Source organism: Roseateles sp. GW821-FHT09B06 (genome assembly GCF_059418245.1).
Genome location: NZ_JBWKPM010000016.1, coordinates 61,878 through 80,138 on the forward strand (window position 1 = coordinate 61,878; position 18,261 = coordinate 80,138).

Sequence of the window (18,261 nt, forward strand, 5' to 3'; positions counted from 1 at the left end):
GATGCGACATTTCGAGCGCCTGGCCGAACTGGCCGAGTTGGTGGGGCAGGAGATCGGGCTCAGCGAATGGCTGGCGGTGGATCAGCAGCGCATCCAGCGCTTCGCCGACGCCACCGACGATCAGCAATGGATACACACCGACCCGGCCCGGGCCGCGGCCGGGCCCTTCGGCGCCACCATCGCCCATGGCTTCCTGACCCTGAGCCTGCTGCCGCGGTTCTTCGAGACCGGCTTCCGGATCGGCGATACCCGCATGGGCCTGAACTACGGCCTCAACAAGGTGCGTTTCCCGGCGCCGGTGCCGGTCGACAGCCTGCTGCGGGCGCGCTTCAAGCTGCTGAGCTTCGAGGCGATCGCGGGCGGGGCGCAGCTGGCGGTGGAGGTGACGGTCGAGCGGCAGGGCTCGGACAAGCCGGTCTGCGTGGCCGAGTCGCTGACAAGGCGTTACGTTTGAGTTTGCAATCCGAACAATCTCGGTTCGGTATCACCCATGAGGGGTGTGCCCTCGGCCAAAGCGCTCTCCTATGATCGGCGCCTACGAGACAAGCGCTGTCGCTACGCATGAAGAAGAAGGGGCCAGAGCATGAAAGTACTGCTCATTGATGATCACCCGCTGATCCTGTCGGCCCTGCAGACCGTCATCGAAGGACTGGGTGACGATGTCGAGGTGGTCGGCGCGGATTGCGCCGCCGCGGCACGGCGGACGCTGAAAGCCACCGAGGATTTCGACCTGGTGCTGCTGGACCTGCAGTTGGGCGATGCCAGCGGCTTCGATGTGCTGGAGGAATTTCGCGCCGCCTATCCGGCGCTGCCGGTGGTGGTGATCTCCGCCTCCGACCGCGCCAGCGACGTGATCCGCTCGATCGACCAGGGCGCGATGGGCTTCGTGCCCAAGCGCAGCAGCACCGAGATGCTGTCGCAGGCGCTCAAGCTGGTGATGTCGGGCGGCATCTACGTGCCGCCGATGAACCTGGGCCACGAGGCGCCGGCCGAACCCGCGCCGCCCGCTAATCCGCGGCTGCAGCAGATCCAGCAGGCCGCCAGCTCGCCGGGCTTCCAGACCGTGGGCAGCCTGGAGGGCCTGTCGTTGACGCCGCGCCAGACCGATGTGCTGGCGCTGCTGCTGCAGGGCAAGCCCAACAAGATCATCGCCCGCGAACTGGGCGTCTCGGTCGAGACCGTCAAGGATCATGTGGCGGCGGTGCTGAAGGCGCTGGGCGTCAGCTCGCGCACGCAGGCCGTGCTGGCCGTCGGGCAGATGGTGCAGCGCCAGCCCGAGGCGCAGTTCTCGACCTGGCGCGCCGCGCAGACCTGAGCGGCCCCGCTCAGCTGGGTGCGTAGGCCAGGCGCACGTAGATCGGTGCGAAGGCCTCGGCCTGGGTGATCTCCAGCAGGCGCTCGCGCGCCAGCTCCAGCATCGCGATGAAGGTCACGACCAGCACCTGCGAGCCGCGCTCCACCTCGAACAGATCCTCGAACATCGCGAAGCGCTGACCCTGCAGGCGGCGCAGCACGATGCTCATGTGCTCGCGCACCGAGAGCTGTTCGCGCGTGATCCTGTGGTGTTGGACCAGCTTGGCGCGCTTCAGGATATCCAGCCAGGCCGCGCGCAGATCGTCGGCGTCGACGTCCGGGAAGCGCGGCGTCAGCGACTGCTCGATATGGATCTGGGCCCGCAGGAAGTCGCGGCCCAGCACCGGCAGCGCGTCCAGGCGCGCCGCGGCCAGCTTGATGCGCTCGTACTCCAGCAGGCGGCGCACCAGCTCGGCGCGCGGATCCTCGGGCTCGGCGCCGTCCTCGCTCTTCTTGGGCGGCAGCAGCATGCGCGACTTGATCTCGATCAGCATGGCCGCCATCAGCAGGTATTCGCTGGCCAGCTCCAGATTGGTCTTGCGGATCTCGTCGACATAGCTGAGGTACTGGCGCGTCACGTCGGCCAGCGGGATGTCGAGGATGTTGAAATTCTGGCGCCGGATCAGGTAGAGCAGCAGGTCCAGCGGGCCCTCGAAGGCCTCCAGGAAAACCTCCAGCGCCTCGGGCGGGATGTAGAGGTCCTGGGGCAGCGTGAACAGCGGCTCGCCGTACAGGCGCGCGACCGCGACGCCGTCGACCGTCTGCGGCAGGGCCGCAGGGCCGGCGTCCGGTTCGGCGGGCAGCGCGCTGGCGCCGACCTTGCTCACGCGCCGGTCACTCGCTCTTGGTCTGGTAGACGTAGGCCTGCTGGGGCACCTGGGCCTCGCGGAAATCGGCCTGTACGCCGCGGTCCACCGGCTTGTCCCACAGCAGGGCGCGGCCGGCGCGCTGCTCGGCCTCCAGCGTCGGCTTCTTGGCCTTCAGCTCGTCGATGAAGTTCGTGACGTCGGACTTGTAGGGCTTCCAGAACAAAGGCATGGCGTGGTGTGGCTTGGGGGAATTCGGCGATTTTACAAGCCGCGCACGCGCCGCCACGCGGCCAGGTCGTGATGGATGCCGCCTTCGCCCAGCGCCCCGGCCAGGCCGCCGCGCTCGATCAGGCTGGCCGGCTGATCGTTGAGCCCGCACAGCACCAGGCGCCGGCCCTGGCGGACGAGGCTGCGCTGCAGCTGCGCCAGTGCATCCAGCCCGGAGCTGTCCATCGAAACCAGCTGGTGCATGTCCAGCACCAGCTCGCGGCAGTCGGGCGGCAGGCGCTCGGCCAGGCCCTCGACCTTGCCCACCGCCCCGAAGAACAGCGAGCCGTAGAGCCGCATCAGCTGCACCCCCGGCGGTGTGCCGGGCAGCGGCTCGGCGCGGAACAGGGTGCTCATGCGGTAGATGAAGAACAGGCAGGCCAGCACCAGACCGACCTCGACCGCCACCGTCAGGTCGAACACCACGGTCAGCGCGAAGGTGCCCAGCAGGATGGTGCGGTAGGGCAGGTTAAAACGGCGCAGCCGCGTGAACTCGTGCCATTCGCCCATGCGCAGCGCCACCACCAGCAGGATGCCGGCCAGCGCCGCCAGCGGCACCGCCGAGGCCAGCGGCGCGGCGATCAGCACGATCGCCAGCAGTGTGGCCGCATGCACCATGCCGGCCACCGGGCTGGTGGCGCCGGCGCGCACATTGGTGACCGTGCGCGCGATCGTGCCGGTGGCCGGGATGCCGCCGAACAAGGGCACGACGATATTGGCCAGCCCCTGGGCCATCAGTTCCTGGTTCGGGTCATGGCGCGGCAGCTCGCTCATCTGGTCGGCCACGCGGGCGCACAGCAGGGATTCGATCGCCCCGAGCAAGGCGATCGTGAGGGTCGGGATGAAGAGCTGCTGCAGGCTGCGCCACTCCAGCGCCGGCCAGGCCAGCCCCGGCAGGCCCTGCGGGATGCTGCCGAAGCGGCTGCCGATGGTCTCCAGCGGCAGCGCGAACAGATGGGCCGCCAGCGCTGCCAGCACCAGGGCCACCAGGGTCGGCGGCAGGGCCGCGAAGCGGCGCGGCAAGCGGGGCCACAGCAGCACCAGGGCCATGCAGGCCAGGCCGGTGGCCAGGGCCACCGGATTGAAGCCGTGCAGATGGCGGGCCAGCGCCTGCAGCTGGCCGAAGAAATCGGCCGGCATCTGCGTGATCGAGAGGCCCAGCAAATCCTTCAGCTGCGACAGCGCGATCAGCACGGCGATGCCGTTGGTGAAGCCGATCACGATGCTGACCGGGATGTAGCGCACCAGCACGCCCAGGCGCAGCGCGCCCATCGCCAGCAGCAGCACGCCGGCCAGGGCGGTGGCGATCAGGAGGTTCGCCAGGCCGTAGCGCTGCACGATGCCGTAGACGATGACGATGAAGGCGCCGGCCGGGCCGCCGATCTGCACGCTGGAGCCGCCCAGCAGCGAGATCAGGAAGCCCGCGATGATGGCCGTCACCAGGCCCTGCTCGGGTTTGACGCCGGAGGCGATCGCGAAGGCCAGGGCCAGTGGCAGCGCCACCACACCGACCGTGACGCCGGCTCCCAGATCCGTGAGGAAGCGCTGGCGCGAATAGTCCCGCAGCAAGGAGAGGGAGCGCGGACGGAAGCGGTGCAGGGGGGGCATGGCCTCACGATTCTCCGGTTCCACCGCCTGCAGACAAGTCGGGCTGTCCATGAGGCAGCCCGTTCGTTGGCTCCTTGCTTGACTTATGTCAAGGGCTCAGCGCACCCGCATGCCCGGCTGCGCGCCGGGGAAGGGCTCCAGCACGAAGACGCCGGGGTTGGCACCCTCGTCAGCGTGGCTGGCAGCCAACACCATGCCCTCGGAGATGCCGAACTTCATCTTGCGCGGCGCCAGGTTGGCCACCATCACCGTGAGCTTGCCTTCCAGTTGCTCGGGCTGATAGCTGCCCTTGATGCCACTGAAGACGTTGCGCAGGACGGGACGTCCCTGCGGGTCCGGGCCTTCGCCGACATCCAGGGTCAGGCGCAGCAGCTTGTCCGAACCCTCGACATGCTCGGCCTTGACGATCTTGGCGATGCGCAGGTCGACCTTCGTGAAGTCGTCGATCTTGATCTCGGGCGCCAGTTCCTCGCCGCCGGGCACCACCTTGGGCGCTTCCTGGGGTTGGGGCGGCTCGAACAGGGCCTCCAGCATCTTCGGATCGACGCGCTGCATCAGGTGCTCGTAGGCGCCGATCCGGTGGGCGCCCAGCGCGGTCTGCGCGTCGGCGAAGGCGAGCGGCGCCACCTGCAGGAAGGCTTCGACCTTGGCGACCAGGGCCGGCAGCACCGGCTTCAGGTAGATGGACAGCACGCGGAAGGCCTCGATGCAGACGCTGCAGACGTCCTGCAGCACCTGGTCCTTGCCCTCCAGCTTGGCCAGCTCCCAGGGCTTGTTCTGGTCGACGTACTCGTTGACCCGGTCGGCCAGCAGCATGATCTCGCGCAGCGCCTTGCCGAACTCGCGCTCCTCGTACAGCTCGGCGATCGTCGCGCCATGGGCACGCAGGCCGTCGAGCAAGGTCTGACCCTCGACGCCGACATCGGCGCTCAGCTGGCCGGCGAAGCGCTTGGACAGGAAGCCGGCGGCACGCGAGGCGATGTTGATGTACTTGCCGACCAGATCGCTGTTGACGCGGGCGGTGAAGTCCTCGGGGTTGAAGTCGACGTCCTCGACCTTGGCGTTCAGCTTGGCGGCCAGGTAGTAGCGCAGCCACTCGGCGTTCATGCCCAGCTTCAGGTACTTCAGCGGGTCCAGGCCGGTGCCGCGGCTCTTGCTCATCTTCTCGCCGTTGTTGACGGTCAGGAAGCCGTGCACGAAGACGTGATTCGGCGTCTTGCGGCCGCTGAAGTGCAGCATCGCGGGCCAGAACAGCGTGTGGAAGTAGGTGATGTCCTTGCCGATGAAGTGCACCTGCTCCACCGATTCGTCGGCCATGAAGTCCTCGTAGGACCGTGACTCGCCGTTGGCTCGGGGGCCGCCCTTGCCGAAGTAGTTCTTCAGCGAGGCCAGGTAGCCGATCGGCGCGTCCAGCCAGACATAGAAGTACTTGCCCGGCGCGTCGGGGATCTCGATGCCGAAATAGGGCGCGTCGCGGCTGATGTCCCAGTCACCCAGGCCGCCCTTGCCCTCTTCGTCCTTGGTGAACCATTCCTTGATCTTGTTCAGCACCTCGGCCTGCAGACGGCCCGGGGTCTGGGTCCACTGCTCCAGGAACTCGACGCAGCGCGGGTCGCTGAGTTTGAAGAAGTAATGCTCGGAACTCTTCATCACCGGCGTCGCGCCGGTCAGCACCGAGAAGGGGTTCTTCAGCTCGGTGGGCGTGTAGACCGCGCCGCAGACCTCGCAGGAATCGCCGTACTGGTCCTTGGCGCCGCACTTGGGGCATTCGCCCTTGATGAAGCGGTCCGGCAGGAACATGGACTTCTGGGGATCGAAGAACTGCTCGATGGTCTTCACCTCGATCAGTTCGTTCTTGCGCAGCGCCTTGTAGACCTCCCGGGACAGCTCGTGGTTCTCGGGGCCGTCGGTGGAATGCCAGTTGTCGAAGCTGATGTGGAAGCCGTCCAGATAGGCCTTGCGACCCGCGGCGATGTCTGCCACGAACTGCTGCGGCGTCTTGCCCGCCCTCTCGGCGGCGATCATGATCGGCGCGCCATGGGCGTCGTCCGCACACACGAAATGCACCTGCTGGCCCAGCATGCGCTGGAAGCGCACCCAGATATCGGCCTGGGTGTACTCCATGATGTGGCCGATATGGAAATTGGCGTTCGCGTAGGGCAGGGCGGTGGTGACGAAAAGCTTGCGGGTCATGGCGGGGTCCGTGTCGCGCTGCCGGCATTGGCAGGCGCGGAACCGGTGATTTTATGCGCCGCGCCGGGCGTCGCATCCGGCCGGCATCGCGCAGGCCTGCGGCCGACGCGGGTGCAGGAGGGGGCGGCGCGGATGGGGGCGGGTGGTGTCGCTGCCGGGCGAACTGGCTCCGCTGCCGCCTGCGACCGTCCCGCTAGCTCGGGCGCGCGACCGATGTGTGCGGCAAGTCCGCGCTGCGCTGCGGCAGCGGATCGCTGGGGATGCGGCCTGGGCGAATGGGGCGAGTTGGGCGAGGAAGGGCAAGGAGGGGCGAGCGATCAATCGATCCTGCAGCTCTCAGGCCTGGCCTTCCTGAGGCGGCGTGTCGGTGGTCGGCTCGGTGCCTTCCGGGTTGGGCGTTTCGTCCGCTTCGCCGGTCTGGCCCTCGGGGCGGTTCAGCTTGCGCTGGCGCTTCTCTTCGTTCTTGCGCTTCTTGGCCAGCTCGCGCTGGCGCTTTTCATAGGAATAGTTGGGGGTTGCCAAGGCGGGGCTCCTTTGCTGGCCCGCGGTATGCCGGCCCTGCTGCCACTGTAACCGCAGCGGCCCGACTGTGGCGTCCATGCGTCGCCGCGACCTCCGAGTTAGCGTCGGAAGCTCAATTCCAGTTCAACGATGGGGTTTAAGTTCTTGATTCGTAACACACTCCGAAGCTATCCACCGTCTTTGTGGATAACTTTGTGGAGAAGCTGCGGTCGATGCCCCCAAACCCTTGCTGTGACGGGCTCGGCCTTTTGTTGCATATTTTTTAAGCATCACTTGAAGGTTTATATAAATCAACAACTTAGCCAAATGTCGGGGAAACGCCAAGATGCGCCGCAGCATGACGCGGTGCCAGGCGATCCGCCACTCCGGCGAAGCCGTCAGTGGGGATAAGTCAAGTCCTCGATTGCAAAGATCACGCGGCCGAAAGCTGTCCACCGCTCCTGTGGAGAACGTTGTGAACTCGCCTTCGATAGATGCCTTAAGTGTTTGATTCAATTGATACATTCTTGCTCTGCCCATTTTTTGCGCGGCCCGGCGCCTTGCGCGTGCCTGGGGCCAACGCCTAGCGGGGGGCTCCGGACGGGCCGCTAAAATCGCGCACTTTGCAGACATCGACGGGCGCAATGGTTCAGGCACAAGAGGGAAGACAGCAGGCGGCTCGGCAGGCCGCCCGGTCGCAGGACATGTTCGAGCTGAAGAGCGCGACGCTGGGCTTGCTGGTCCTGGTGCTGAAGACCGGCGACCTGGCGCAACTCGGCGCAGAGCTGCGCCAGCGTCTGGGCGACACGCCCGATGTGTTCAACCGCGAACCGCTGCTGCTCGACTTCTCGCAACTGCCGCAGGCCCCGGCCGAGCCGGTCGGTGAGGCCGAGGCGCAGGGCGAGCTGGGCCTGGATGCCGAAGCCGAGATCGACCTGGCGGCCCTGCTGGGCCTGCTGCGCGAGTACCGCATGCGGCCGGTGGCCGTCACCGGCGCCGGGCCGGCCCTGCTGGCGCACGCCGAGGCGCTCGGGCTGGCCGAAGCCCCGGATGTCGACCCGCAGCCGGTGCAGCGCGCCGAGCCGGTGATCCAGGAGGTGGTGCGCGAGGTGATCAAGGAAGTGATCGTCGAGCGGCCGGCGGAGGTCGCGGTGCCCGCCGACGCGCCGCGCACCCTGGTGATCGACAAGCCCTTGCGCTCGGGCCAGCAGGTCTATGCCAAGGGCGGCGACCTGGTCGTGCTGGCCCTGGTCAGCCATGGCGCCGAGGTGATCGCCGACGGCCATATCCATGTCTACGCCCCCTTGCGCGGCAAGGCCATCGCCGGCGCGCGCGGCAATACCGAGGCGCGTATCTTCGCCACCAGCCTGGAGGCCGAGCTGATCGCGATCGCCGGCATCTACCGCACCACCGAGAACCCGCTGCCCCCCGAGGTGCTGGCCAAGCCGGCCCAGGTGCGGCTGGAGGGCGAGAAGCTGGTGATGGAAGCGCTCAAGACATGACCCTCCCCCTGCGCGCTTTGCGCGCCCCCTCAATGGGCTCACCGCAGGACCGGCAAAGCCGGATCCTCGGGTGTCGTGTGGGAAAGCAAACAAGCAGTACCGGTTTTTTTGAGGACCTGAATCGATGAGCAAAATCGTTGTCGTGACTTCCGGCAAGGGCGGGGTGGGCAAGACCACCACCAGCGCCAGCTTTGCAACAGGCCTCGCGATGCGTGGCTACAAGACCGTGGTGATCGACTTCGACGTCGGCCTGCGCAATCTCGATCTGATCATGGGCTGCGAGCGCCGCGTGGTCTACGACCTGATCAACGTCATCAACGACGAGATCAAGCTGAGCCAGGCCCTGATCAAGGACAAACAGCTGGACAAGCTCTACATCCTGGCCGCCTCGCAGACGCGCGACAAGGACGCGCTGAAGCAGGAGGGCGTCGAGCGCGTGCTGGACGAGCTGAAGGCGCTGGAGTTCGACTACATCATCTGCGACTCGCCGGCCGGCATCGAGACCGGCGCGCTGATGGCCATGCACTATGCCGACGAGGCCCTGGTCGTCACCAACCCCGAGGTCTCCTCGGTGCGCGACTCCGACCGCATCCTGGGCATGCTGAACAGCAAGACCAAGCGCGCCATCGAGGGCAAGGAGCCGATCAAGGAGCATCTGCTGATCACGCGCTACAACCCCAACCGGGTCGAGGGCGGCCAGATGCTGTCGCTGGAGGACATCCACGAGATCCTGCGCACCAAGCTGATCGGCGTGATCCCCGAGAGCGAATCCGTGCTGCAGGCCTCCAACCAGGGCCTGCCCGCGATCCACATGAAGGGCACGGACGTGGCCGAGGCCTATGCCGATGTGGTGGACCGTTTCCTGGGCGAGGACAAGCCGATGCGCTTCATCGAGGCGATCAAGCCCGGCTTCTTCAAGCGCCTGTTCGGCGGCAAGTGAGGGGGCGGCGCAGATGGGATTCCTATCTTTTTTCCTCGGCGAGAAGAAGAACACCGCCAGCGTGGCCAAGGAGCGGCTGCAACTGATCCTGGCGCATGAACGCAATGGCCGCAGCAGCAGCCCCGACTACCTGCCGCAGTTGCAGCGCGAGCTGGTGGCGGTGATCTCCAAGTACGTGTCGATCAACCCGGACGACATCAAGGTGCATATGGAGCGCGAGGGCAATCTGGAAGTGCTCGAGGTCAAGATCGAGCTGCCCGAGCCCGGTAAGGCCTGAACGGCCCACGGCCTGCGGCCGCCCCCAGGGGGCACGCCCGTAGGACCGGCGGAGCCGGATCCTCGGGCGTCGCTGAATCAAGACACCACGTGCATAGAGGAGCTGTGGATGGCGATTCGGATTGTTCGGTTGGGCAGCCCGCGCGCCGCGGGCGAGGGCCTCAGGCTGGGCACGGTGCGGCGGCCGCCGCGCGGCGTGCCCAAGGAAGAGTTCGCCAGGCGCGACTTCTACGACCAGTGGCTGCCCCAGATCGCGCCCTCGGCCGAGCTGATGAAGTTCGCGCAGGACGCACAGGCGAGCGGCGACGACAAGGCCTGGGCGCAGTTCGTGCGGAAGTTCCGCGCCGAGCTGGGCGAGGGCGAGACGCCGCGCCTCCTGGACCTGCTGGCCGCGCTGTCGCACGGCACGCCGATGGCCCTGGGCTGCTATTGCGAGGACGAGGCACGCTGCCACCGCTCGGTGCTGCGCGCCTTGCTCGTCGAGCGCGGCGCCGATCTGATCTAGTGCCGTGCGTTGCGCGCCTGCTCGCGCAGCATGAAGAGATAGAGGCTCTCCACCTTGGCGCGCGCCCAGGGCGTCTTGCGCAGGAACTTCAGGCTCGACGCCACGCTGGGATCGCTCTGGAAGCAGCGGATCGCGATGCGCTGGCCCAGCTCCTGCCAGCCGAAGTGGGCCGCCAGCTCGGTGACGATCATCTCCAGGGTCTTGCCCTGCAGCGGGTCCTGGGCGGGCTTATTCATGGTCGAACTGGCGCCAGTTCTTGCCCTTGAACTGGGCATAGAAGTTCTTGATCTCGCGCATGTCGGCCTCCACGTCGCCGGTGGGCCTGAACACCGGCCCCAGGCCGCTGAGTTTGCGCGGATAGTCCATATAGGCAAGCACGATCGGCACTTGCGCCTGGTGGGCGATCCAGTAGAAGCCGGTCTTCCAGTAGCGCGTCTTGCTGCGCGTGCCCTCCGGCGGCACGATCAGCTGCACCGGCCCGTCGGCCGCCACCAGGGCCGCGCTCGATGCCGCCACCAGATTGCTCGACTGCTCGCGGTTCACGGCGATGCCGCCCAGCCAGCGCATCAGCGGCCCGAAGGGCCAGCGGAAGATCTGCTGCTTGCCCATCCAGTAGATGTTCAGGCGCAGCGCGAAGGCGACCATCAGGGTGTAGGGCAGGTCCCAGTTGCTGGTGTGCGGCGCGGCGATCAGCACGCATTTGGGCTGCTCGGGCGGTAGCGCTCCGTCCAGTTTCCAGCCGCGCAGGCGCAGCCAGGCGAGCGAGAGCGCGCGCAGCTCGGTGTTGATAACAGGCGTCGTGAAGATCGTGCGGTGCATGGAGGCCCGTCGGGTCGGCAAAGCCCTCGATTGTCCTATGCCCCTGCCCATTTTTCGGGCATGCCAGATCAAGCCCAGTGAAATCAATCACTTGGCGCATGCTTCTCCAGGCTGTGCACGGACTTGTCCACAGCGGACGGGGATAGTTGCGTGGCCGGGGCATCGAACAGATTGAGCGTGGCCGGCGCCTCGATCCTCAGCGTCTCGCGCGGGCAGGCCACGCAGGGCAGGATCCAGCCCTCGTCCTTTTCCTCGCGCGACAGGCCCGGCCACTCGATGCGGTACTCGACCCGGCCCGCCAGCAGCCGCGCGATGCAGGCGCGGCAGCTGCCGTTGCGGCAGGAATGCGGCATGCGCAGGCCGGCGTCCAGGGTCGCCAGCAGCAGGGTCTGATGCGGCGCGCAGTCGAAGCGCCAGCCCTGCGGCGCGATCTCTACGGGAAAGTCGGTCGGGGCGTCGTCGTCCATGCTGGCATGATGCCCGCTTTCCGCAGGCTTCCCTCATTCCGCCACCCGCCATGACTCCCGTCGCTCCGATCGCCGCCTCGGCACGCCGCCACCTGCTGCGCACCTTCATCGCCGGCTGCCTGGCCCTGCTGCCGCTGGTGGCCACCCTGGCGCTGCTGGGCTGGGTGGCGTCGCTGCTGCTGCGCTTCCTGGGCCCGGGCAGCTGGCTGGGCCATGGCCTGGGCCGGCTGGGCCTGCAACTGACCGACTCCGAGCCCAAGGCCTACCTGCTGGGCCTGGCCGTGGTGGCGGCGCTGGTCTACCTGCTCGGCCTGCTGGTCGAGGCGCAGCTGCAGACGCGGCTGCGCGGCTGGCTGGAGGGCCTGATCGCGCGCATCCCGGTGGTCGGCACGGTCTACGAGCTGCTGCGCCGCATGGTGGAGATGCTGTCCAAGCGCGACGAGGACGGCGTGCGCGCGATGGCGCCGGTGTGGTGCCATTTCGGCGGCGTCAAGCCCGAGGGCGGGGCGCTGGTGCTGGGCCTGCTGTCCAGCCCCGAGCCGGTGACGATCGACGGCGTCGACTATGTGGCGGTGATCGTGCCGACCGCGCCGGTGCCGGTGGGCGGCGGCCTGCTGTACCTGCCCACCAGCTGGGTGCGGCCGGCCGAGATGGGCGTCGAAGGCCTGACCAGCCTCTATGTCTCGATGGGCGTCACGACGCCCGAGGTGCTGGGTCGCGCCAAGCCCTAAACTGCGGGGCATGAGCCCACAAGCCGACGCCCAAACCTTCTTCGACGCGCTGAACCGCGACTACCTGCAGGTCCACAAGACCAAGGAAGACCTGTTCTGGGCCACCTATATGGGCACCAGCGAGGACCACGCCGGCTTCGCCGCCGCCGAGGCGCGCTACAAGGACTTCATCGCCGACCCCGCCAGGCTGGCGGCCACGCGCGCGCATCTGGCGGCGCTGGAGGGCGTGGACGGGGCAGAGGCACTGCGCCACGGCCTGCGCGGCTGGCAGGCGCTGTTCGAGGCCCACATCCTCGACAAGCCCGAGGCGCGCGCGTTGATGCGCGAGCTGATCGCGGCCGAGGCGGCGCTGTTCGCGAAGAAGAAGGACCTGGCGCCCAGCCATTTCAACGAGCGCGGCGCGCGCGAGCCGGCCACCCTGAGCATGCTGGCCACCAATATGGCCACCAACCCGAGCGAGGCGGCGCGCCGCAGCTCCTTCGAGGCCTACGGCGAGGTGGAGCGCTGGGTGCTGGACAACGGCTTCCTGGACCTGGTGCGCCTGCGCAACCGCCTGGCGCGCACCCTGGGCTTCGAGAACTACTTCGACTACAAGCTGCGCAAGAACGAGCGCATGACGCCGGCGGCGCTGTTCGAGATCCTCGACGACTTCGTCGCCCGCACCGAGGCCGCGCAGGCCCGCGCACTGCAGGCGCTGGAGGCCAGGCATGGCAGCGCCGCGCTGCTGCCCTGGAACCTGCGTTATTGGAGCGGCGGCGACGTGGTGCGCCGCATGGACGAGTACATGCCCTTCGGCCCGGCGCTGCGCCGCTGGGTCGAGAGCTTTCGGCGCCTGGGCATCGGCTACCGCGGTGCCACCCTGCAGCTGGACCTGCTGGAGCGCGCCGGCAAATACCAGAACGGCTTCTGCCACGGCCCCATCCCCAGCTATTTCGATGCCGAGGGCCGCTGGGTGCCGGGCCAGATCAACTTCACGGCCGAGGCCAAGCCCGACCAGGTGGGCAGCGGCCTGCGCGCGATCAACACCCTGTTCCACGAGGGCGGCCATGCCGCGCATTTCGCCAACGTGACGCAGAACGCGCCCTGCTTCTCGCAGGAATTCGCGCCCACCTCGATGGCCTATGCCGAGACCCAGTCGATGTTCTGCGACAGCCTGCTGAACGACGGCGACTGGCTCAAGCGCTATGCCCGCAATGCGGCCGGCGAGGCGATCCCCGACGAGCTGATCCGCGCGCGCATCGAAAGCCTGCAGCCGATGCGCGCCTTCGACGAGCGCGCGATCGCCGTGGTGCCTTATTTCGAGGCCGCGCTCTACGCGCTGGACGACGCGGCGCTGACGCCCGAGGCCGTGCTGACCCTGGCGCGCGCCACCGAGCGCCGCATCCAGGGCCTGGACGCCGGCGGCCCGCGCCCGCTGCTGGCCATCCCGCACCTGCTGAACCAGGAATCGGCGGCCTCCTACCAGGGCTATCTGCTGGCCCATATGGCGGTCTACCAGACGCGCGCCTTCTTCCTGCGCGAGCAGGGCTACCTGGCCGACAACCCGGCCATCGGGCCGGCGCTGGCCGCGCATTACTGGGGCCCGGGCAACAGCATCGACCATGACGCCACCTTGCGCCGCCTGACCGGCGAGGGCTTCTCGGCGCGCTACCTGGCCGAGGCCTGCAACGAGTCGGTCGACGAGGCCTGGGCGCGCGCCCAGGCCGCGATCGCCGCGGCGGCCCTGCGCCCGGCCGGCGCCGAGCTGCCGGCGCTCGATGCCAGGATCCGCATCGTCCATGGCGACGAGGTGCTGGCCGACAGCGAGGCCGGCGAGGCCGCGATGTGCGCGCGCTTCGAGTCCTGGGTGGCCGCGCATTACCCGGCATGACGCCCTCGTGAACCCGCCGCCGCTGAAATATCTGGCCGGCTATCCGGCGGCGCTGCTGGCTCAGGTGCATGGGCTGATCGAGGCCGGCCGGCTGGGCGCCTACCTGGCCGATCGTTATCCCGAGGCGCATGAGGTGCGCAGCGACCGCGCTTTGTTCGACTACACGCAGGACCTGAAGATCCGCTACCTGCGCAATGCCGAGCCGCTGAACAAGGTCTGCTACGACGCCAAGCTGAAGGTGATCCAGCATGCGCTGGGCACGCATACCCGCGCCTCGACCGTGCAGGGCGCGCGGCTGAAGACGCGCCGCGAGATCCGCGTCGCCACCTTGTTCAAGGAGGCGCCGGCCGACTTCCTGCGCATGATCGTCGTGCACGAACTGGCCCATATCAAGGAGCTGGAGCACAACAAGGCCTTCTACCAGCTCTGCCAGCACATGGAGCCGAACTACGGCCAGCTGGAGTTCGACCTGCGGCTGTGGCTGACCCAGCGGGAGCTGCCGGCCGGCTGAGCCGCCGGACGGCAGGGTGCCGGCCGTATGCAGGCCCGCCTCCGGCCCTGCTGAATTCTTGGGCAGGACAATACAAATGCTGACGAATCAAGCACTTGCGCAAGCTTTGCGCAGGCCTTGCACGAGCTTGTCCACAGGCTGTGTGGACAGAGCAGGCTATGCTGTCGCCCTTCGTCTTAGCTTGATTGTCGTCCCATGATTCTGCTGGCGCCCATGGAGGGCCTGCTGGACCACATGCTCCGGGATGTGCTGACCCGCGTCGGCGGCATCGACCGCTGCGTCTCCGAGTTCATCCGCATCACCGACATGCTGATGCCCAACCGGGTCTTCACCCGCATCGTGCCCGAGCTGCTGCATGGCGGCCGCACGCCGGCGGGCGTGCCGGTGCGCGCCCAGCTGCTGGGTTCCGACCCGGTCTGCATGGCCGAGAACGCCGCCAAGCTGGCGGCGCTGAATCCCGAGGGCATCGACCTGAATTTCGGCTGCCCGGCCAAATGCGTGAACCGCCATCGCGGCGGCGCGGTGCTGCTGGACGAGCCGGAGCTGATCGCCGAGATCGTCGCGGCCGTGCGGCGCGCGGTGCCGGCCCATCTGCCGGTCTCGGCCAAGATGCGGCTGGGCTATCTGGACGACGCGCGCACCTTGGACTGCGCGCTGGCGATGGCCGAATCGGGGGCCGCCGAGCTGGTGATCCATGCCCGCACCAAGGCCGACGGCTACAAGCCGCCGGCCTATTGGGACCGCATCGCCCGGGTGCGCGAGGCGGTGGCGGTGCCGGTGGTGGCGAACGGCGAGATCTGGACCCTGGCCGACGCCCAGCGCTGCCGCGCCGAGTCCGGCTGCGCCGACCTGATGCTGGGCCGCGGCATGGTGGCCGACCCCGGCCTGGCGCTGGCCATTGCCGGCGCGAACGGCGCAGGGCTGAGCTGGGCCGAGCTGCTGCCGCTGATGGAGGTCTTCTGGGCCCAGGTGCGCGTGAACGTCGCCACGCGCCACCAGGCCGGCCGGCTCAAGCAATGGCTGCATTACCTGCGCCGGTGCTATCCGCAGGCCGAGGAGGCCTACCAGCGCGTGCGCACCATCAATGCGCCCGAGGCGCTGCAGCTGGCGCTGTTCGGCCCCGCCATCGACATCGGCTTCAGGGAGGCGGCGTGAGGTTGCTGCTGGCGCTCATGCTGGCCCTGCTGCTGGGGCCTCTTGCGCGGGCCCAGGAGGATGCAGATGCCGCGCTGGATGCCGCGCGCCAGCGCATCGAACAGATCAAGAAGCGCCTGGCCGATGCGGACGCACCGGTCGCCGATGGCGAGCTGGCCGGCTTCCGGCGCGAGCTGCTGGCGCTGCAGCAGCGCGCCGAGGCCATCGTCGTCGAGCAGGAGCCGCAGTTCGGCAGCGCGCAGGCGCGCCTGTCCGAGTTGGGGCCGGCGCCGGCCGCGGGCGGCAGCGAGGCGGCCGACGTGGCCGAGCAGCGCCGCACGCTCAGGCGCAGCAGCGAGCAGCTGGAGGCGCGGCTCAAGCTGGCGCGCCTGCTGGCGCTGGAGAGCGAGCAGCTGTCCGACGAGGTGGGAACGCAGCGCCGCGCGCGCTTTCGCGCCCAGCTGTTCGAGCGCACCGACTCGGTGCTGGCGCCCTCGTTCTGGAACGAGCTGGCCGGCAGCTTTCGCCGCGATGCGGCGCGCGTCGAGCTGCTGGAGCGTCGCCTGGTTGGCGCGGCGACCCAGGTGCCCTTGCTTCGCTGGCTGGGCCTGGCCCTGCTGGTGCTCGGCGCGCTGGCGCTGCGCCTGTGGCTGAGGCGCAGGCTTACCGATGTGGCCACCCACCGCGCGCCGCCCGGGCGCGTGCGGCGTTCGCTGCAGGCGGTGGCGCGCAGCCTGCTGGCCATGCTGGTGCCGGGCGCGGCGGCCTATGCGCTGATGCTGGCGCTGACGCCGGGGCTGGCGGCCGGCGATCCGCTGCGCGCTCTGTTCGCCAGCACGGTGGGCGCGGTCTGCTTCACGGCTTACATCGGCGGCCTGGGCCTGGCGCTGCTGTCGCCGGGCCGGCCCTCGTGGCGGCTGCTGCCGCTGCCGGACCGGGTGGCCGAGGGGCTGCGCTGGCATGCGGTGTGGATCGCCGTGATCACCTTCGCCGGCTGGTTCCTGCAGCGCCTGGCCGGCGCGGCGGCGCTGAGCCTGGCGATCGAGGTGGCGATCAACGGGGCCTATGCGCTGATCCTGGGCCTGCTGCTGGCGCGCAGCGTGCACCGCGGCGAGCAGCTGCGCCGCCAGGCCCTGGCGGCCGAGGCGGCGAACGCCGCAGCGGACACGCGGCCGGGCTGGCTGTCCGGCGCGCTGGTGCTGGTGTGGGGCATGCTGGTGGTGAGCCTGCTGGGCATCGTGATCGGCTATGTGGCGCTGGGCAGCTTCATCGTGCGCCAGGTGGTCTGGATCGGCGTGCTGCTGCTCAGCGCCTATCTGCTGAGCCTGCTGGTCGACGACGCCTGCAGCGCCTGGCTGGCGCCCAGCGAGGAGCAGGGCGACGCCGCGCCCGGCCAGGCGCGCGTGCTGCGCAACCAGGCGGTGGTGCTGGGCTCGGGCGCGCTGCGCCTGACGGTCTGGCTGCTGGCCCTGGTGCTGATCCTGGCGCCCTTCGGCGAAAGCCCCGAGGACCTGCTGCGCCGCACCGACCAGCTGCGGGTGGGCATCGAGGTCGGCCAGTTGCAGCTGCGCCCCACCGCGCTGCTGCAGGCCCTGCTGGTGTTCCTGCTGGCCCTGCTGGCCCTGCGCGCGCTGAAGCGCTGGCTGAACGAGCGCTTCCTGCCCACCACCTCGCTGGACGCCGGCATGCGCAGCTCGGTCGGCACCCTGCTCGGTTTCCTGGGCACGCTGGTGGCGATCGGCCTGGCGCTGTCGGCCGTGGGTCTGGAGCTGGAGAAGGTGGCCTGGATCGCCAGCGCGCTCTCGGTGGGCATCGGCTTCGGCCTGCAGGCCGTGGTGTCGAACTTCGTCTCGGGCCTGATCCTGCTCGCCGAGCGGCCGGTCAAGGTGGGCGACTGGGTCTCGCTGTCCGGGGTCGAGGGCGACATCCGGCGCATCAATGTGCGCGCCACCGAGATCCAGATGGGCGACCGTTCGACCGTGATCGTGCCGAACTCGGAGTTCATCACCAAGGTTGTGCGCAATGTCACGCACCAGAACCCCGCGGGCCTGGTGCAGATCAAGCTGCCGATGCCGCTGGACACCGATGTGGCGCGGGCCCGCGAGATCCTGCTGCGCGCCTTCGAGGAGCATGAGGACATGCTGGAGACGCCGGCACCCAATGTGCAGCTGGACGGCATCGCCGACGGCCAGCTGGTCTTCAACGCCACCGGCTTCGTCGGCTCGCCGCGCCAGGCCTATGGCGTGCGCAGCGCGCTGCTGTTCCGCGCGCTGCAGGAGCTGCGCGCGGCGGAGCTACCGCTGTGGCGCGCGCCGGGGCTGGTGCTGCGGGAGGCGCCAGCGCCACTCCCGCCGACTCAAGATTTTCCCGGCCCCGGATCGGCGGGCCGATAATCGCGCCCCTTCAACGGGATTTTCTCGGTATCAACTGGACAAGTGATGAACAAAAGTGAACTGATCGAAAGCATCGCCACCAAGAGTGGCGTCACCCGCGCCGCCGCAACAACCATGCTGGACGCCGCGCTGGGCACGATCACCGAAGCCCTGGTGGCGGGCGACGCCGTCGCGATCCTCGGCTTTGGCACCTTCAAGGTCAGCGAGCGCGCCGCCCGCACCGGCAAGAACCCCGCCACCGGCGAGCCGCTGGAGATCGCCGCGTCGACGGTGCCCAAGTTCACGCCCGGCAAGGTCCTCAAGGACGCCGTGAACAAGAAGTAAGCCGTCAGCAATGACGAAGCAGGGCGCCGTCGCTGCGACGAGCGCCCGAGCAACGCAA

The 18,261-nt window shown here is 68.6% G+C and carries 20 protein-coding genes; 12 read left to right on the top strand and 8 right to left on the bottom strand.

All coding sequences use genetic code 11. The features are described from left to right. Position 1: 1 nt before the first annotated feature. Both AC07OQ_RS15030 and AC07OQ_RS15035 read left to right on the top strand, forming a co-directional pair. Positions 2–454 (top strand): MaoC family dehydratase, encoded by a 453-nt coding sequence (locus AC07OQ_RS15030; protein WP_495053941.1) that lies wholly within the window; start codon positions 2–4, stop codon positions 452–454. A 129-nt stretch (positions 455–583) separates the two neighbouring features. Next, positions 584–1,315, top strand: coding sequence for a response regulator (locus AC07OQ_RS15035; RefSeq protein WP_495053942.1), 732 nt, complete (start codon positions 584–586; stop codon positions 1,313–1,315). Between the two features lie 10 nt (positions 1,316–1,325). Here AC07OQ_RS15035 and AC07OQ_RS15040 read toward each other — a convergent pair whose 3' ends face one another. The 5 genes from AC07OQ_RS15040 to AC07OQ_RS15060 form a co-directional block, all read right to left on the bottom strand. Then, the gene (locus AC07OQ_RS15040; RefSeq protein WP_495053986.1) at positions 1,326–2,156 is read right to left on the bottom strand and encodes a segregation and condensation protein A; all 831 of its coding nucleotides are present in this window, start codon (positions 2,154–2,156) and stop codon (positions 1,326–1,328) included. Between the two features lie 31 nt (positions 2,157–2,187). Beyond that, positions 2,188–2,391: a DUF3460 family protein gene (locus AC07OQ_RS15045; protein WP_495053943.1), complete on the bottom strand. Its 204-nt coding sequence runs from the start codon at positions 2,389–2,391 to the stop codon at positions 2,188–2,190. Between the two features lie 32 nt (positions 2,392–2,423). Continuing rightward, the gene (locus AC07OQ_RS15050; protein ID WP_495053944.1) at positions 2,424–4,037 is read right to left on the bottom strand and encodes a SulP family inorganic anion transporter; all 1,614 of its coding nucleotides are present in this window, start codon (positions 4,035–4,037) and stop codon (positions 2,424–2,426) included. 96 nt (positions 4,038–4,133) lie between these two features. After that, positions 4,134–6,230, bottom strand: a complete 2,097-nt coding sequence (gene metG / locus AC07OQ_RS15055) for a methionine--tRNA ligase (RefSeq protein WP_495053945.1) — start codon at positions 6,228–6,230, stop codon at positions 4,134–4,136. A 336-nt stretch (positions 6,231–6,566) separates the two neighbouring features. Continuing rightward, complete coding sequence (locus AC07OQ_RS15060; RefSeq protein ID WP_495053946.1) at positions 6,567–6,752, bottom strand: hypothetical protein; 186 nt, start codon at positions 6,750–6,752, stop codon at positions 6,567–6,569. A 683-nt stretch (positions 6,753–7,435) separates the two neighbouring features. Here AC07OQ_RS15060 and minC point away from each other — a divergent pair. The 4 genes from minC to AC07OQ_RS15080 all read left to right on the top strand — a co-directional run bounded on the left by minC (position 7,436) and on the right by AC07OQ_RS15080 (position 9,954). Beyond that, positions 7,436–8,233 (top strand): septum site-determining protein MinC, encoded by a 798-nt coding sequence (minC, locus tag AC07OQ_RS15065; protein WP_495053947.1) that lies wholly within the window; start codon positions 7,436–7,438, stop codon positions 8,231–8,233. A 124-nt stretch (positions 8,234–8,357) separates the two neighbouring features. After that, a complete protein-coding gene (minD, locus tag AC07OQ_RS15070; RefSeq protein WP_495053948.1) occupies positions 8,358–9,173 on the top strand; it encodes a septum site-determining protein MinD in 816 nt (271 codons plus the stop codon). A 13-nt stretch (positions 9,174–9,186) separates the two neighbouring features. Next, the gene (gene minE, locus AC07OQ_RS15075; protein WP_495053949.1) at positions 9,187–9,450 is read left to right on the top strand and encodes a cell division topological specificity factor MinE; all 264 of its coding nucleotides are present in this window, start codon (positions 9,187–9,189) and stop codon (positions 9,448–9,450) included. Between the two features lie 108 nt (positions 9,451–9,558). After that, positions 9,559–9,954, top strand: coding sequence for a DUF488 domain-containing protein (locus tag AC07OQ_RS15080; protein WP_495053950.1), 396 nt, complete (start codon positions 9,559–9,561; stop codon positions 9,952–9,954). Here the strand turns inward: AC07OQ_RS15080 and AC07OQ_RS15085 are convergent. The 3 genes from AC07OQ_RS15085 to AC07OQ_RS15095 all read right to left on the bottom strand — a co-directional run bounded on the left by AC07OQ_RS15085 (position 9,951) and on the right by AC07OQ_RS15095 (position 11,240). Then, positions 9,951–10,229 carry a VF530 family protein gene (locus tag AC07OQ_RS15085; RefSeq protein ID WP_495053951.1) on the bottom strand — a complete coding sequence of 93 codons (279 nt, stop codon included), beginning with the start codon at positions 10,227–10,229 and terminating at the stop codon, positions 9,951–9,953. The genes AC07OQ_RS15080 and AC07OQ_RS15085 overlap by 4 nt on opposite strands. Continuing rightward, positions 10,183–10,773, bottom strand: coding sequence for a 1-acyl-sn-glycerol-3-phosphate acyltransferase (locus AC07OQ_RS15090; RefSeq protein ID WP_495053952.1), 591 nt, complete (start codon positions 10,771–10,773; stop codon positions 10,183–10,185). The genes AC07OQ_RS15085 and AC07OQ_RS15090 overlap by 47 nt, the downstream gene beginning before the upstream one ends. Positions 10,774–10,856: 83 nt before the next feature. Then, positions 10,857–11,240, bottom strand: coding sequence for a 2Fe-2S iron-sulfur cluster-binding protein (locus AC07OQ_RS15095; RefSeq protein WP_495053953.1), 384 nt, complete (start codon positions 11,238–11,240; stop codon positions 10,857–10,859). A 50-nt stretch (positions 11,241–11,290) separates the two neighbouring features. On the opposite strand from AC07OQ_RS15095, the gene AC07OQ_RS15100 reads away from it, so the two are divergent. The 6 genes from AC07OQ_RS15100 to AC07OQ_RS15125 all read left to right on the top strand — a co-directional run bounded on the left by AC07OQ_RS15100 (position 11,291) and on the right by AC07OQ_RS15125 (position 18,203). After that, positions 11,291–11,971: a DUF502 domain-containing protein gene (locus AC07OQ_RS15100; protein WP_495053954.1), complete on the top strand. Its 681-nt coding sequence runs from the start codon at positions 11,291–11,293 to the stop codon at positions 11,969–11,971. Positions 11,972–11,981: 10 nt separating this feature from the next. Beyond that, complete coding sequence (locus AC07OQ_RS15105; RefSeq protein ID WP_495053955.1) at positions 11,982–13,841, top strand: M3 family metallopeptidase; 1,860 nt, start codon at positions 11,982–11,984, stop codon at positions 13,839–13,841. Between the two features lie 7 nt (positions 13,842–13,848). Next, positions 13,849–14,352 carry a M48 metallopeptidase family protein gene (locus AC07OQ_RS15110; RefSeq protein ID WP_495053956.1) on the top strand — a complete coding sequence of 168 codons (504 nt, stop codon included), beginning with the start codon at positions 13,849–13,851 and terminating at the stop codon, positions 14,350–14,352. 195 nt (positions 14,353–14,547) lie between these two features. Further along, positions 14,548–15,507 carry a tRNA dihydrouridine synthase gene (locus AC07OQ_RS15115; RefSeq protein ID WP_495053957.1) on the top strand — a complete coding sequence of 320 codons (960 nt, stop codon included), beginning with the start codon at positions 14,548–14,550 and terminating at the stop codon, positions 15,505–15,507. Beyond that, positions 15,504–17,879, top strand: a complete 2,376-nt coding sequence (locus AC07OQ_RS15120; RefSeq protein ID WP_495053958.1) for a DUF3772 domain-containing protein — start codon at positions 15,504–15,506, stop codon at positions 17,877–17,879. The genes AC07OQ_RS15115 and AC07OQ_RS15120 overlap by 4 nt, the downstream gene beginning before the upstream one ends. A 45-nt stretch (positions 17,880–17,924) precedes the next feature. Continuing rightward, the gene (locus AC07OQ_RS15125) at positions 17,925–18,203 is read left to right on the top strand and encodes an HU family DNA-binding protein (protein ID WP_495053959.1); all 279 of its coding nucleotides are present in this window, start codon (positions 17,925–17,927) and stop codon (positions 18,201–18,203) included. Positions 18,204–18,261 lie beyond the last annotated feature (58 nt).

Excerpts from the sequence above, each read along its gene's own strand:
- AC07OQ_RS15085 (WP_495053951.1), bottom strand. The coding sequence starts at position 10,229 with ATGCCCAGTTCAAGGGCAAGAACTGGCGCCAGTTCGACCATGAATAAG.
- minC (WP_495053947.1), top strand. The coding sequence starts at position 7,436 with ATGTTCGAGCTGAAGAGCGCGACGCTGGGCTTGCTGGTCCTGGTGCTG.
- AC07OQ_RS15095 (WP_495053953.1), bottom strand. The coding sequence starts at position 11,240 with ATGGACGACGACGCCCCGACCGACTTTCCCGTAGAGATCGCGCCGCAG.
- AC07OQ_RS15035 (WP_495053942.1), top strand. The coding sequence starts at position 584 with ATGAAAGTACTGCTCATTGATGATCACCCGCTGATCCTGTCGGCCCTG.
- AC07OQ_RS15045 (WP_495053943.1), bottom strand. The coding sequence starts at position 2,391 with ATGCCTTTGTTCTGGAAGCCCTACAAGTCCGACGTCACGAACTTCATC.
- AC07OQ_RS15105 (WP_495053955.1), top strand. The coding sequence starts at position 11,982 with ATGAGCCCACAAGCCGACGCCCAAACCTTCTTCGACGCGCTGAACCGC.
- AC07OQ_RS15050 (WP_495053944.1), bottom strand. The coding sequence starts at position 4,037 with ATGCCCCCCCTGCACCGCTTCCGTCCGCGCTCCCTCTCCTTGCTGCGG.
- AC07OQ_RS15030 (WP_495053941.1), top strand. The coding sequence starts at position 2 with ATGCGACATTTCGAGCGCCTGGCCGAACTGGCCGAGTTGGTGGGGCAG.
- AC07OQ_RS15125 (WP_495053959.1), top strand. The coding sequence starts at position 17,925 with ATGAACAAAAGTGAACTGATCGAAAGCATCGCCACCAAGAGTGGCGTC.
- metG (WP_495053945.1), bottom strand. The coding sequence starts at position 6,230 with ATGACCCGCAAGCTTTTCGTCACCACCGCCCTGCCCTACGCGAACGCC.
- AC07OQ_RS15080 (WP_495053950.1), top strand. The coding sequence starts at position 9,559 with ATGGCGATTCGGATTGTTCGGTTGGGCAGCCCGCGCGCCGCGGGCGAG.
- minD (WP_495053948.1), top strand. The coding sequence starts at position 8,358 with ATGAGCAAAATCGTTGTCGTGACTTCCGGCAAGGGCGGGGTGGGCAAG.
- minE (WP_495053949.1), top strand. The coding sequence starts at position 9,187 with ATGGGATTCCTATCTTTTTTCCTCGGCGAGAAGAAGAACACCGCCAGC.
- AC07OQ_RS15100 (WP_495053954.1), top strand. The coding sequence starts at position 11,291 with ATGACTCCCGTCGCTCCGATCGCCGCCTCGGCACGCCGCCACCTGCTG.
- AC07OQ_RS15115 (WP_495053957.1), top strand. The coding sequence starts at position 14,548 with ATGATTCTGCTGGCGCCCATGGAGGGCCTGCTGGACCACATGCTCCGG.
- AC07OQ_RS15090 (WP_495053952.1), bottom strand. The coding sequence starts at position 10,773 with ATGCACCGCACGATCTTCACGACGCCTGTTATCAACACCGAGCTGCGC.